Origin of the sequence: Sulfurovum sp., assembly GCF_049668085.1 — a bacterium.
In the GTDB taxonomy this organism is placed as follows: Bacteria; Campylobacterota; Campylobacteria; order Campylobacterales; family Sulfurovaceae; genus Sulfurovum.
This window is the reverse complement of record NZ_JBATIY010000044.1, coordinates 1-12,715: the sequence shown is the minus strand read 5'-3', so window position 1 is coordinate 12,715 and position 12,715 is coordinate 1. Positions and strand designations below refer to the sequence as shown.

The following is a 12,715-nucleotide window of genomic DNA, read 5'->3' as shown; positions in this document are numbered from 1 at the left end:
GTTGGACTGTACTCATACAATCACTTGTATAACATAGGGTTTCATACGATTTTGTTTCCATCTTATTCATATCAGTTGTGTCGGTTGCGAATGTCAGTGATGTGCTGATAAGAGTAAGTCCGATGATGTTTTTTATAAATGTCATTGTAATTTTTAATCCTTTCTAATCGTTTTATGTAGTAAGTATAACAGTGAAATTACATTTAATATACATCTTGTTGTATAATATTTAATCAATTGATTTTTATAGTCTTATTATAAAGTATTAATATATGTAATATTAAATGCTGTATATTGTGTGAAAATTAGATTTGATGTATATTTTAAGATTTGGCCAGGGATTTTACTATAGTATTATTTGCCTCTTGTTCTTTCTTTTTCTTCTCATCCTGATAGGCTCTAAAGGCTCTAATATTTTCTAAATGTTTATCATAGGTTATACTAAAATTATGCGTACCATCTTGGTTCAGCATGAAGAAGATATAGTCACTAGATGCAGGTTCTATTGAGGCTATAAGTGCATCTAGTGTAACGGTGCTCAGAGGATGCGGAGGTAAGCCTTTATGTTTGTAAGTATTATATTCGCTTGTATCACTCTTGATACGTTCTGATGTGACAATTGTATGTGCAAAGGGACCATAATTAAGTGTACCATCCATCTGCAGCTTCATCCCTTTTTCTAGTCTGTTATAGATCACAGAAGATATCAAGGGCATTTCTTCTATAGAATTACTCTCTTTTTGGATAATAGACGCAATGACGTGGACAATTTTTAGTTCCATGAGTTCTGGAGTGTATTTAAAATGATCTCTTACAAATTGATTTAATGTTCGTCTGGAATCTAGGAAAATATACTGCATCGTTGCATATTCATCTGCTTTACGTGCAATGGTGTAACGTTGTGCCAAGATATCTGCTTCTTTAAAATGTGCCAACTCTCCATATGCAGCTAAAAGTTTTTTCTGATCGAGTTTCATATCATTGGCAAGACGTTCTGTGAGTTTACTTTTAGTTTCTCCTGCAAATACGACTACATCCATAAGCTCTTTGGTTTTACGTTTATAAAGATGTTGAAAAAAGACATAACGCCCATGTTTTTTGGGTTCAATAGTATACCAACCCTCATCAGGTGTTTTCCGAAGTTGTAACATCAATTTATCCATCCATGTAACTTCATACCCATTGTCTTTTAGTGTTTTGACAATCTCATCTATATTTGAAGAAGGTATATAAAATGTTTTAGTCCCTTCATTGATCGGAACATAATTATAGATCACCGGAAGCAATACAATAACCATAAAGATCTCAAAGCATATAACAAAACGTCTGTATTTTTCTGAGAGTATCTTTTTCATGAGCGAGTTTGATTCCATATTATGATTTTATTTGTTTATTATATCAAAGTTGTATCATGTTGTATATATATGTGTCAAATTGTCATATATAATCTAAAATGATATATATGAACAAGTATTTAATAAGGAGGGTATCTATGATTCCCTTTAATCACTTAGGGTGGATATTTAAACACTTTGGACCTTTGATATATCCCCATACTGTACGTCGATCACTGTGCAGATTTTTGAAACCTGTATCAAATAAGGCTTCTGTATTGGATCTTGGTTCAGGTACAGGTATTATGAGTGAATTAGCCTATGCATGCAGAGATGATCTGCATTTTACTGCCGTTGATCCTGCAGAAGGAATGCTTAAGTTTTCTGCTGAGTATATAAAAATACATAAGGGCAATGCGGAGGCTCTGCCTTTTGATGCCAGTAGTTTTGAAGCCATATTGATAGGTGAAGCACTTCATCATTTTCTAGATGTAGATAAATCAATACGGGAGATGGTACGCGTACTTAAAAATGAAGGTAGACTTTTTATCTATGATTTTGACTCAAGTACTTTTATGGGGAATGCACTTTGCCGAGTAGAAAAGATATTGGGTGAACCTGGGAATTTCTTTGCACCTGAAGTATTAAAAGAAAGACTTGAAAGTCATGGTTTTTCAGTTCATATCAGTCAATTTGGGTATCGTTATACTGTTTCTGCACAATTGCTCTAATTGTTTATTATAGATTCCCATTTCAGGCACGAGAATGACAGTTATGGTTTTTTGCTAAAAATGCATTGAGTTGATTGGCAAAGGCATGGGCATCTTTTGTTCCAAAAGCTTTTGGGCCTCCTGTCATCTCTCCCGATTCTCTGATGCTCTCCATGAGGTTTCTCATAGCGAGGTACTGTTTGATATTATCTACACTGTACAGTTCGCCTCTATGATCTATAGCGTGGGCATTCTTGCTTATGATCCTGTCTGCCAAGGGGATATCTGCAGTAATGACCAGATCTTCTGATTTACATAATTCAACGATATGATGATCAGCTTCATCTGCACCCTGATCAACGACGATGTATTCTATGTATTTTGATGTGCCTATATGTATCTTTTTATTCGCTATGACCTTTGTGGATAGGGCAAGCCGTTCTATACTGCGTAAGACTATAGGTTTAAGAAGGTTTGGAAAAGCATCACCATCAATGAAAAGGGTCATAGGATCTCTTTAACTCTTCCTACTTCTCCAGTATTTAAACGTACTTTGATACCGTGAGGATGTGTAGGGGAATTGGTAAGTATCTTTTGTACTTTTCCGTAAGTAAGCCTACCTGTAGCCTGGTCTTCTTTAAGTACTATACCTACATCTAAACCATATTTTATATCTGCTCTTTTTTGTCCATTCGCCATGACTAAGCCTTTGGTTCATAGTTCAGAATTTTTTTAACCGTATCTACAGAACAAAAGAAAAGTGCATCAAAGATGGGGTTCAGTTTTACTTTATTCTCATCAAAAACATCAAAAGGCTGGAAGATAAAACCTGGTCCATCTTCTTTTACTACGGGTTTGACATGAAACACAACAGGTTTTAAAGTACGTGCAACATTCAGTATTTTTTTATAGTTTTTCTCGTTAGGATTTGGGAGGAAGTTATCTTGTGTACTTTCATTTACACGTGCTTTAAGTAAGAGTTGAAGTTTGTCATTGAAGATGACTTTATTCCACTTAATGGTCCCTAATTCGATCCTGAATTCACTATTCCCAGCAGTAAGTGGATGAGGCTTTGTTTCACGTATGGCTTCGAGGAGTTGAAGAAAAAAGTTCATTCCTCCAAAGTTGTTTGCACATTCAAGAAGTTTTTCATGATAAAGCTTTTTTTCATCATCTGTTAAAGTATTGAAGTCGCACATCGCACTTCCTTATATTTTTTTTAAATTATACCCAAAATCGTGATAGATTAATGCGTATATACTATAATTAAAATGAATATCTTTGAGGAGCAGCATCATGAGTACTGAACGTAGGCTAGATCGAATAGATGATGTACTTTTAAAAAAGCAGCCTACACTTCAGATCATGCTTGATAATGTACATAGTTCACAAAACCTATCGGCTATCATCCGCTCATGTGACGCAGTAGGGGTGCTTAATATCTATTACACTACCAAAGAGAATGAGACGCTTCGCATACACAAAACGATCACACAGGGTGCACATAGATGGACGCATCGTTACCGTATCAATAACGGTCACAAAGTGGATTTTCTAAAACAAAAGAAAGTCCAAGGATTTCAAGTTGTAGTGACACATCTTGAAGAACGGGCAGTCTCATTTAGACAGATAGACTATACCAAACCTACATTGCTGGTCATGGGAAATGAAAAAGAGGGTGTTTCCTCTGAGATAGTAGAGATGGCAGATGAAGTGATCATTATCCCTATGCAGGGGATGGTGCAAAGCCTTAATGTTTCTGTTGCTACTGCATTGATACTTTACGAAGCTGAACGGCAACTTGAAAATGCCGGAAGATATGATACCTCTCTTTTAAGTGAAGAAGAAAGAGAAGAAATAAAGGCTGCATGGGTCTATAGAGATACTATAGCACGAAAGAGTAAAGGTCGAATAGCTTTAGAATTCAAGGAAGAGATCATCGATTTTTAATCTACACGATACCTACACTTTTATGTTCTATGATACTAAAAATGAAAGGATAGATCATGTTAAACAAAACAAAATATTTAGGTTTGATTGCCGCAGCATCCAGTACATTGGCCTTTACGGGTTGTACAACCTATTATGCAGCAGACTATGGAACTGGATACTATAATCCGGCTCCATATTCAAGTGTAAGAGTATCTATGTCTTCATATGGTTATCCATACTATTATGGTGTACCATATTATTATTACGGTGGACTCTATTATTATGGTGGATATTACAAAAATGGATACTATTATTATGGTAATCGTAAATTCCGCCATGGACACTATTACAACAAAAACTATCGTTACTATAATGGACGCCGTTATCGTGCAGTAAATGGTCATCATGGACATTATGACAGTAAAGCTGTATACAAACGTTCCAACCATTATAAAAAGCGTCAGAACAAAAACTATAATAAAGCATATAGAAATGATAGAAATAATGTGAAAAAGAAGACGAAAAACAATAGTCGTTCAAATAGTAGATATGCCAGCAAAACAAAAACTAACACAAAAGTTCGTACATATGATAAAAATCATGTCAAAACTAAAACAAAAACACAAAGAAGAGTTAAAACCGATGATAGAAACAGTGTAAGAACTAAATCTAAAACTCAAGCACGAACAAAGAATGGAACTACTGCTAAAACAAAAAATAGAAACTATAACAAAACAAATGATAGAAATAATGAAAAGACACGAAGCCGAAACAATTATCAAGATAAAGATAGAGAGAGATAAGACTTAATGAGAGTTTGAATAAGAGTATTCCACCTCTTTGAGGTGGAGAAGATAAACCTATTTTAACTTTCCGTTTCCATAATGTTCAAATAGATAATCTGTCGTTTCTTTAGCCGCTGCTTCATCCATAGGTGCCTTGAAGTGTACGATCATTTTGTCCACTTTCCCACGCCAAAACTTTTTTGACTGTCTTCCCTGATTTGTAATATATCCAAAAGAGTGACACATAAGACAATGTGTCTGAATCGCATCAAATCCTTTTCCCATCTTGATAGGGAATGCTACATAAGGCACTTCTACATTTTCTTTAACTTGAGCAAAAAGTGGTGAAGCAATAAGTATTGCTGTTAATAATAATTTTTTCATTTCTAGTCCCTTATATTACTTCTACGGTAACTTCATCGATACCATTGTATTTGTATCCACCGTGATTCCATTTGATATCTTTTGCAAAGGGTTGTTCCTGACCTATCTTATTGATAGCTTTTGTCATGAAAGTGACTTTACCAAATGTTGTCGGTTTATATGCAAACCTGAAGGTTCTGTAGGCATAACGTCCAAGTTTACCATCATCAAGCAGGGCTTTGTCCCATGTCTTACCACCATCTGTAGAAACAAGTACATCTTGAATACCATGACCATCATCCCATGCTACACCACGTACAACAACGTGTGATTTATGGTTGATAATTGAATCTCTTGTAGGGTATCCTATCACAGACTTCACATTCATTTTTTTGATCGGTTTCGTCTTTGGAAACTTCTTCTCTGGTGTTTCTGATTCTGTTTCATTGTCTGGAACACGATACGCAACATCCATAAAGAAGAGTTTTTTGTATTCATTGGTTACTGTAATGTTAGATAACATTTTTACCCATGAGTCAGAGTAGTATCCAGGGAGGACAAGTCTGAGGGGATAACCGTTAAGATATGGCAGGTCTTCACCATTCATCTCATATGCAAGTATCACATTGTCATCAAGCTCTGTAAGTTCAAGTTCACGTATGAATTCGGGTGTTTCATAATAAGCAGCTTTTTCTGAACCATTAAATCCGATCCATGCAGCATCTTTTTCTAGGCCTGCCATGTTAAGAATATCAGCTAATCTTACACCTTTCCATGTAGCACAGCCCATAGCTCCTGAACCCCACTGGATACCTCCAGCAATTGGTTTAAAAGCAGAACGACTGTTACCACCACATTGGAGTACAGCGGTTACTTCAACTTGTTCAAACTTTGTTTTAAGATCGTTAAGTGAGATATGCAGTTCTTTTTTTACAAGTCCGTTGATGTGGATCGTATACGTCTCAGGATCAATATGTGTAGGGATATCCGGCATGTGCCAACGTACAAAGAACTGATCATTTGGTGTAAGTGCAGAGGTAAATACATCTCTAGGGGTTTCCAACAAAGGTGGTCTGTCAGAATACATGATCAATGGTCTTTTTTCAGGAAAAGCTACAGGTGATACTTTTCTATTATCAATTGGTTGAACTGTTTGTCCGGCCTCTAGCGTATTGGTTCCTACAGCTGCTGCTCCAGCAGTAACTATAGCTTTTTTAAAGAAGTCTCTTCTTTCCATAAATTGCCTTTAGGTGTAAGATAAATTTTTATTTATAATTAGTACCAATTTAAATTATAATTGGTACCATTATAGAATATGTCACTTAGCAAGTACTGAAAAGTGGCACTAAAGAGTAGATTTTGTAGATATTTGTATATTTTATTTTGATTAAATATTTAATTATCAATCATAATGACTGATGAATGATAATATATTGATATATTTAATCTTATTAAGTTTTACTCATTCGTATTGTAAGCTCTATCACCGGCATCTCCTAATCCAGGTACTATAAACATGTTTTCATTCAATTTGTCATCTATTTGAGCGATGTATGTATCTATATCTGGGTGTTTTTGTTCAAGAATATCCATACCTTCTGGAGATCCGATAAGATTCAATGTAATGATCTTTTTGGGTGATTTACTTTTAATAACAGAAATAGCATCACAGAGTGATCCAGCAGTTGCTACCATAGGATCAACGATAACAACCGTTTTATCTTTACAATCAGGTATGCGATCATAGTACAAAACACTTTGATGGGTGTTTTCATCACGCTTCATGGCTAAAAACCCTGAAGATGCATTAGGTAAAAGAGCAGTAACCGCTTCTATCATAGGAAGACCTGCACGTAAGATAGTGACAAAGATGATTTCCTTTTCTTTAATAAAATCGAAAGTTTTTTCTCCCTCCCATGTTGTGATAGTTTGTTCTTCCATTGTTTCGGTTTTGAGTGCTTCGTAAGTCAGAAGTCTACTAAGCTCTTGAACTATATGTCGAAAACGTAATGCATCTGTTTGTGTTTCTCTCAAATGGTTCAACAAAGTTTTAGTAACAGGATTAGATAGTTCATAGATCATAATGTACCTCTCATTTTATTTTATTATACCAAAATCAATTACATCAATATCATTTTATCGTCTGCTAAAATCCTGAGACAATTTGAAATCCGAGTAGGGTGAGATTAAGAATAATGGCAATGACAGGGATGATCATAGGATACGTTTTAATATCTTGTGGATGTGGATCTTTTAATTTGATCTTAATAAGTGATATATTTACAAGGGTAAATATGATAAAAATAAGAAAACTGGTTGACTGTGCCAAAGTAAGAATAGGGAAAGCAGTTGCCAAAAGAAAAACAAGCAAACAGGCAAAGATAGTGGCATTTATAGGCGTTCTTGTTTTTGGATGGACAACACCAAGAAAGCCAGGTAACCAGCCTTGGGTACTCATACCATAGAAGATCCTCGAGACCATGATGATTTGTATAAGTGCACCATTGATTACAGCAAACAATGCGATAACACTTAAGATGGTTGCTTTTGAGTTTGTAGCTGTTTCATAGACTTTAGCCAATGGTGCATTGGAGTGAGCCAATTCATTGACTGGTACAACAGAGATGGAGATTATAGCAATGGCGATATAAAAGAGTGTAGCAATGATCAGAGTACTGATTATGGCTTTGGGCATCGTTTTAGTAGGATTTTTGACCTCTTCTGCAATATTGACCATGTCTTCAAAACCAATAAAGGCATAAAAAGCTAAAAAAGCACCTAATACGATAGCATTCAATGTGCTGAACTCAATGGGTGGAGTGAAACTCTCAAGTGTATTTATGTCCCATGAAACATACTCAAATCCAACATAAATGATCATAGCAAGACCAATGGTTTCGATCAATGTGAGTAAAGCAGTAATTGCAATGGATTGGGTGATACCCCATATGGCGATAGCACTTATGACCATCAGAACTATAAGGGATGTTACGATCTCTGGAGTCTGTATAAAAGTACTCAGATAGCCATTAAAACCATCCAAGATAGTGGCAGAGGAGAGAATCCCTGTGAGGGCAATACTGAGGCCTATAAATGTGGAAAGAATAGGGCTGTTAAATCCGGCATTGATATAAACTGCTTCTCCAGCACTAACGGGATATCTTGCACTAAGCTCGGCATAGGTCAACGCCGTAAAAGAGACAACGATACAGGCAAGAAGGAATGAAAGAGGGATATAAATTCCAGCTAAACCAGCCATCTCGCCGATAAGAACATAAATACCCGCACCAAAGATATTACCTAACCCATAAAAAACGAGCATAGACAAAGTAACATTACGTTTTAGTTTAGGCTTGTCTATACTATCCATTTCTCTACTTTAGGCATATTGATTGTCATAGTATATTACAATCTAATCAATATACAAAATAGTACTACTAATTAAAAAATCTTGCAGGTCTTGAAGATAGAGTTATGCTAAAATTAGTATGATTAAGTGTATAAACCCATAAAGGTGAGAGATGGCAACGAAAAAAACAAAAGATACACCGAAAATAAAGAAGTCAAAAATTGGCTTTGATGATGTTGTAGGACATAAGCAGATCAAAGAGCGATTAAAAGGGATCATCAAGATCATCCAAAATCCTGAAATGCTTGAACGTTTTGATACGGCTGTACCTAAAGGTCTACTGCTCTATGGTCCTGTAAGTGTAGGTAAAAGTATGCTTGCAAAAGCGTTTTCAAAAGAAGCGGCGCTCTCTTATTTGGAGATATCCGGATCTAAACTCTTTGAACTTGATCATATTAAAGAAGTATATGAGATAGCTTCAAAAAATGCACCTTGTGTGGTCATTCTTGAAGATATAGATATCAAAGGTATTATGCAGGGCGCTATCACCAATGTTTCATTTTCCGATATCGCCAAAGTATTGGAGTCTACTGAGGAGCGGGTCTTTACTGTTGCTACAGCTGAGAGCCTTGATGATATAGACCCTGTATTGACATCATCTCAGAAACTTGATTTTTTACTGGAAGTGTCTGAACTTGATAAAGATGCAAGAAGGTTCTTTATAGAAAAGATCATGCAAAAACCCCATGATACAAAAATTGATGTAGAGCGTATCGTACGTTATATAGCAGGCATGAGTGCATTGGAACTAGAAAGAGTCGGGCGTATGGCGGCACTCAGTGTGGTTGAACAGGACAAAGATCTCATTACAGAAGAGATACTTATCGAACAGATCAATATCATCAAATACGGTCATAAAGTTGAGAAGAAGATGGTTGAGAATCTTGAAAAAGAACTAAAAATGACAGCTTATCATGAAGCAGCTCACGCAGTACTTTCAGTTTTACTTTTACCACAAATCAAAATCGAGCAGGTCACTATCGCACCAAGAAGTAATATGCTAGGATTTGTTTCCTACAATGATGATGATCAATTATCTAATATAACAAAAAGAGATTTATATCATGATATTTGTGTACTCCTTGCAGGACGTGTAGCCAAAGTCAAAAAAATGGGAAGTGAGCACATGGATAGCGGAGCACAAAATGATCTTTCACAAGCCTCATTACAAATCTATGCTGCCATTACAACTTTAGGGATGGATAAAGAACTAGGGTATATCAATATCAATGCTATTGGTACTTTAGACAACTATTTTTTGGAACAACAAATTGAAAAAAGATTTTTACATTGGATACATGTAGCAAAACAAGATACAGAAAAATTGGTTGATGCACATTGGAATAAGATAGAAACTTTGGCACTCAAATTGATAGAACAGGAAATAGTGGAGAGTAATGAACTCTCTAAGATCATAGGGGAGAGTGAAATAGACCATAAAATACCAGACAGCCTCTAGAAGATTATATTTTACAAAGAAGAAATTATGAATAGTGTTGGATATTATATAGTTTTCAGTACAATTAAATATGGATGTACATAATTTTTTTCTGATACTTTTTTTAATTTTAGTGACTGCCAGAATTTTAGGTGAGTTATTTGCCCGTTTGGGCATCCCTTCTGTGTTAGGGGAATTGAGTGCCGGTATATTACTTGGTGTTTCAGGATTTGGTATCATAGAGGTAAATGATGTACTCAAAGTACTTGCTGAGATAGGTATTCTGCTTTTACTTTTTGAAATAGGCCTAGATACTGATATCCATCGTCTTAAAGAAGCAGGCCCTAAAGCAATTATTGTTGCACTATTTGGTGCAGTGTTTCCTTTTACCGTTTCAGCAATAGTCGCTTATTATGTATTTGATCTAACACTGGTTGTATCTCTTTTCATTGGTGGTACTATGACTGCAACGAGTATAGGGATAACCATGAGAGTGTTAAAAGATCTCAAAAAAGAACACTCAGATATTGCCCAGATCGTTATTGGCGCAGCGGTAATAGATGATGTCTTAGGTGTAATCATCCTTGTATTTATTTATGACTATGCCGTCATGCAAGAGTTAAGTGTGTCAAATACCTTGAATACAACCATATTCATTTTATTATTCCTGACGCTCGCGCCTATTTTTGCAAACTTTATCTCTAAATTTATGAAACAAGCTGATAAACATCAAAAAGTACCTGGGTTTATACCAACCATAATTATCTCTCTCATTGCACTATTTGCATATATTTCACATCTTTTTGGTGCACCAGAGATCTTAGGTTCATTTGCTGCAGGTATCGCACTTTCAAGACGTTTTATATTGCCTTTTGGTATGGGGTTGAGAAATGATGAAGTGTATTTGGAAAAAATAAAAAATGCCATTACCCCCATTGCCCAAATGTTTACACCTATATTTTTCGTGATGGTCGGATTATCCGTGAACTTAAATGTGATTGACCTTACATCAACAAAATTTTGGTCCTTAGCATTTATCTTCCTCTCAATTGCTGTTATTGGAAAATATATGGGAGCTTTTTTCTTGAGAAAGACAAGCGAATTAAAAAAAGCATTGATCGGTATTTCTATGATACCACGTGGAGAAGTGGGGCTTATATTTGCTGAAGTAGGGCGTGTGAACGGCATACTTGATAATCATATCTATGCCGTTCTGATCTTTGTGATCATCGTTACAACTTTAGCCCCACCATTCCTACTCAAATGGCTTTTTAAATATGATAAGTCGTAACCATTTATAGAATTATGTATGGAAATTATTTGATCGAAGACTTGAATCTTTTTTCCATAGATATCGCTTCATCTCTTCCATATACAACAATATCGCAATCCACTTTTATTGCTTTATCTTTGATCTTATCTGGATAATCAACAAAATTCAAGATATGTTTTATACAATTGATTCTAGCTTTTTTCTTATTGTCACTTTTAATAATTGTCCAGGGAGCATTTTTTGTATGTGTAGAACTTAGCATCATGAATTTAGCAAGCGAATATTCATTCCATAATTTTTGTGATTCTTTATCTACAGGTGAAAGTTTATATTGCTTGAGAGGATCAGTTTCTCTGGCCTTAAATCTTCTAGCCTGTTCTTCTTTAGATACAGAAAAATAAAATTTAAACATTTGAATATCTTCATCTACGATCATCTGTTCAAATTCTGGTGCATCTTTTAAGAACTTGTGATGTTGTCTCTCTGTACAAAAACCCATAACAGGTTCAACCATTGATCTGTTATACCAACTTCTATCAAAAATAACAATCTCTCCTCCACTTGGAAGATGCTCAGCGTATCTTTGAAAGTACCATTGAGTAGTCTCTTTATCACTAGGTTTTTCAAGGGCAACCACTCTTGCACCTCTTGGATTTAGGTGTTCAGTAATTCTTTTAATAGTACCACCTTTCCCCGCAGCATCTCTACCTTCAAAGATCATTAAGATCTTAAGACCTTTATCTTTCACATGATTTTGAAATTTTAGAAGTTCAACTTGAAGTCTCTTCAATTCTTTCTCATAAGCTAAGGTTTCTTTCTTGATCCAAATTTGAACCTTCTCATTATTCTTACTTGACTTTATATTCTTTTCCATGTTTTTCCTTTTGCTGGGATATTAACCTATAAATTTACCACTGCTTGATCTCTGGGCATCCATGATCTCTATCTCTCTAGCACCAGAGATGACGATGTCAGGATCAAGTGAATAATCAAGATCTTCATCTCTGCCTTCATAATTGATCGAGTTTAAGATAACCTTTAGTGCTTCACGTCTTGCATATTGTTTATCATTTGACCGTATCACTGTCCAAGGAGCATTATGTGAATGGGTCTGCTTGATCATATTGTATTTGGTTTCAGTAAAATCATCCCATCTGTCTTGTGCCTGTACATCTATTTCGCTAAGTTTCCATTGTCTAAGAGGATCTGTCTTTCTTCTTTCAAATCTTCTTGCCTGTTCATCTTTTGTCACAGAAAAATAAAGTTTAATGAGAATGATCCCTTGTCTGGTAAGATCCTTTTCGAATCCTTTAACACCTTTCATAAAATCATCATATTCTCTTTTAGTACAAAAGCCGAAAACTGATTCTACCATGGCTCTATTGTACCAACTTCTATCAAACAGGACGATCTCACCACCTCTTGGGAAATGTGAGATATATTTTTGGTAAAACCATTGAGTCTTCTGTTC

The 12,715-nt window shown here is 35.4% G+C and carries 14 protein-coding genes and 1 pseudogene; 5 read left to right on the top strand and 10 right to left on the bottom strand.

What is annotated here, in order from left to right; genetic code table 11:
• Nucleotides 1-323 precede the first annotated feature (323 nt).
• The gene (locus tag WBM70_RS02940; protein ID WP_424557023.1) at nt 324-1,355 is read right to left on the bottom strand and encodes an endolytic transglycosylase MltG; all 1,032 of its coding nucleotides are present in this window, start codon (nt 1,353-1,355) and stop codon (nt 324-326) included.
• 137 nt (nt 1,356-1,492) lie between these two features.
• Here WBM70_RS02940 and WBM70_RS02935 point away from each other — a divergent pair, with 137 nt between their 5' ends.
• Nucleotides 1,493-2,065, top strand: coding sequence for a class I SAM-dependent methyltransferase (locus WBM70_RS02935; protein WP_424557022.1), 573 nt, complete (start codon nt 1,493-1,495; stop codon nt 2,063-2,065).
• A gap of 22 nt (nt 2,066-2,087) precedes the next feature.
• Here the strand turns inward: WBM70_RS02935 and WBM70_RS02930 are convergent, their stop codons facing one another.
• The 3 genes from WBM70_RS02930 to WBM70_RS02920 are packed head-to-tail and all read right to left on the bottom strand — an operon-like array spanning nt 2,088 to nt 3,243.
• The gene (locus tag WBM70_RS02930) at nt 2,088-2,552 is read right to left on the bottom strand and encodes a YaiI/YqxD family protein (RefSeq protein WP_424557021.1); all 465 of its coding nucleotides are present in this window, start codon (nt 2,550-2,552) and stop codon (nt 2,088-2,090) included.
• Nucleotides 2,549-2,743: a YwbE family protein gene (locus tag WBM70_RS02925; protein ID WP_424557020.1), complete on the bottom strand. Its 195-nt coding sequence runs from the start codon at nt 2,741-2,743 to the stop codon at nt 2,549-2,551. The genes WBM70_RS02930 and WBM70_RS02925 overlap by 4 nt, the downstream gene beginning before the upstream one ends.
• Nucleotides 2,744-2,745: 2 nt before the next feature.
• The gene (locus WBM70_RS02920) at nt 2,746-3,243 is read right to left on the bottom strand and encodes a hypothetical protein (RefSeq protein ID WP_424557019.1); all 498 of its coding nucleotides are present in this window, start codon (nt 3,241-3,243) and stop codon (nt 2,746-2,748) included.
• A gap of 97 nt (nt 3,244-3,340) precedes the next feature.
• Here WBM70_RS02920 and WBM70_RS02915 point away from each other — a divergent pair, with 97 nt between their 5' ends.
• Nucleotides 3,341-3,994, top strand: a complete 654-nt coding sequence (locus tag WBM70_RS02915; RefSeq protein WP_424557018.1) for a TrmH family RNA methyltransferase — start codon at nt 3,341-3,343, stop codon at nt 3,992-3,994.
• A 56-nt stretch (nt 3,995-4,050) separates the two neighbouring features.
• Entirely contained in the window at nt 4,051-4,779 is a 729-nt protein-coding gene (locus WBM70_RS02910) for a hypothetical protein (protein ID WP_424557017.1), read from the top strand.
• Nucleotides 4,780-4,836: 57 nt separating this feature from the next.
• Here WBM70_RS02910 and WBM70_RS02905 read toward each other — a convergent pair whose 3' ends face one another.
• The 4 genes from WBM70_RS02905 to WBM70_RS02890 all read right to left on the bottom strand — a co-directional run bounded on the left by WBM70_RS02905 (nt 4,837) and on the right by WBM70_RS02890 (nt 8,494).
• A complete protein-coding gene (locus WBM70_RS02905) occupies nt 4,837-5,145 on the bottom strand; it encodes a sulfite:cytochrome C oxidoreductase subunit B (RefSeq protein ID WP_424557016.1) in 309 nt (102 codons plus the stop codon).
• A gap of 10 nt (nt 5,146-5,155) precedes the next feature.
• Nucleotides 5,156-6,361 carry a molybdopterin-dependent oxidoreductase gene (locus WBM70_RS02900; RefSeq protein ID WP_424557015.1) on the bottom strand — a complete coding sequence of 402 codons (1,206 nt, stop codon included), beginning with the start codon at nt 6,359-6,361 and terminating at the stop codon, nt 5,156-5,158.
• A gap of 221 nt (nt 6,362-6,582) precedes the next feature.
• Complete coding sequence (upp, locus tag WBM70_RS02895; RefSeq protein WP_424557014.1) at nt 6,583-7,206, bottom strand: uracil phosphoribosyltransferase; 624 nt, start codon at nt 7,204-7,206, stop codon at nt 6,583-6,585.
• 64 nt (nt 7,207-7,270) lie between these two features.
• Entirely contained in the window at nt 7,271-8,494 is a 1,224-nt protein-coding gene (locus WBM70_RS02890; protein ID WP_424557013.1) for an APC family permease, read from the bottom strand.
• A 151-nt stretch (nt 8,495-8,645) separates the two neighbouring features.
• Here WBM70_RS02890 and WBM70_RS02885 point away from each other — a divergent pair, with 151 nt between their 5' ends.
• Complete coding sequence (locus WBM70_RS02885; protein WP_424557012.1) at nt 8,646-9,992, top strand: AAA family ATPase; 1,347 nt, start codon at nt 8,646-8,648, stop codon at nt 9,990-9,992.
• A 70-nt stretch (nt 9,993-10,062) separates the two neighbouring features.
• Nucleotides 10,063-11,262: a cation:proton antiporter gene (locus WBM70_RS02880; RefSeq protein ID WP_424557011.1), complete on the top strand. Its 1,200-nt coding sequence runs from the start codon at nt 10,063-10,065 to the stop codon at nt 11,260-11,262.
• 25 nt (nt 11,263-11,287) lie between these two features.
• Here the strand turns inward: WBM70_RS02880 and ppk2 are convergent, their stop codons facing one another.
• Together ppk2 and WBM70_RS02870 are read right to left on the bottom strand one after the other, a co-directional pair.
• Nucleotides 11,288-12,118, bottom strand: coding sequence for a polyphosphate kinase 2 (gene ppk2, locus WBM70_RS02875; RefSeq protein WP_424557010.1), 831 nt, complete (start codon nt 12,116-12,118; stop codon nt 11,288-11,290).
• Nucleotides 12,119-12,139: 21 nt separating this feature from the next.
• Nucleotides 12,140-12,715: pseudogene (locus tag WBM70_RS02870) on the bottom strand (polyphosphate kinase 2); the annotation flags it as partial.

Coding starts and splice junctions, on each gene's coding strand:
- WBM70_RS02910 (WP_424557017.1), top strand. CDS start 4,051: ATGTTAAACAAAACAAAATATTTAGGTTTGATTGCCGCAGCATCCAGT.
- WBM70_RS02900 (WP_424557015.1), bottom strand. CDS start 6,361: ATGGAAAGAAGAGACTTCTTTAAAAAAGCTATAGTTACTGCTGGAGCA.
- WBM70_RS02905 (WP_424557016.1), bottom strand. CDS start 5,145: ATGAAAAAATTATTATTAACAGCAATACTTATTGCTTCACCACTTTTT.
- WBM70_RS02920 (WP_424557019.1), bottom strand. CDS start 3,243: ATGTGCGACTTCAATACTTTAACAGATGATGAAAAAAAGCTTTATCAT.
- WBM70_RS02930 (WP_424557021.1), bottom strand. CDS start 2,552: ATGACCCTTTTCATTGATGGTGATGCTTTTCCAAACCTTCTTAAACCT.
- ppk2 (WP_424557010.1), bottom strand. CDS start 12,118: ATGGAAAAGAATATAAAGTCAAGTAAGAATAATGAGAAGGTTCAAATT.
- upp (WP_424557014.1), bottom strand. CDS start 7,206: ATGATCTATGAACTATCTAATCCTGTTACTAAAACTTTGTTGAACCAT.
- WBM70_RS02915 (WP_424557018.1), top strand. CDS start 3,341: ATGAGTACTGAACGTAGGCTAGATCGAATAGATGATGTACTTTTAAAA.
- WBM70_RS02890 (WP_424557013.1), bottom strand. CDS start 8,494: ATGGATAGTATAGACAAGCCTAAACTAAAACGTAATGTTACTTTGTCT.
- WBM70_RS02925 (WP_424557020.1), bottom strand. CDS start 2,743: ATGGCGAATGGACAAAAAAGAGCAGATATAAAATATGGTTTAGATGTA.
- WBM70_RS02935 (WP_424557022.1), top strand. CDS start 1,493: ATGATTCCCTTTAATCACTTAGGGTGGATATTTAAACACTTTGGACCT.
- WBM70_RS02940 (WP_424557023.1), bottom strand. CDS start 1,355: ATGAAAAAGATACTCTCAGAAAAATACAGACGTTTTGTTATATGCTTT.
- WBM70_RS02880 (WP_424557011.1), top strand. CDS start 10,063: ATGGATGTACATAATTTTTTTCTGATACTTTTTTTAATTTTAGTGACT.
- WBM70_RS02885 (WP_424557012.1), top strand. CDS start 8,646: ATGGCAACGAAAAAAACAAAAGATACACCGAAAATAAAGAAGTCAAAA.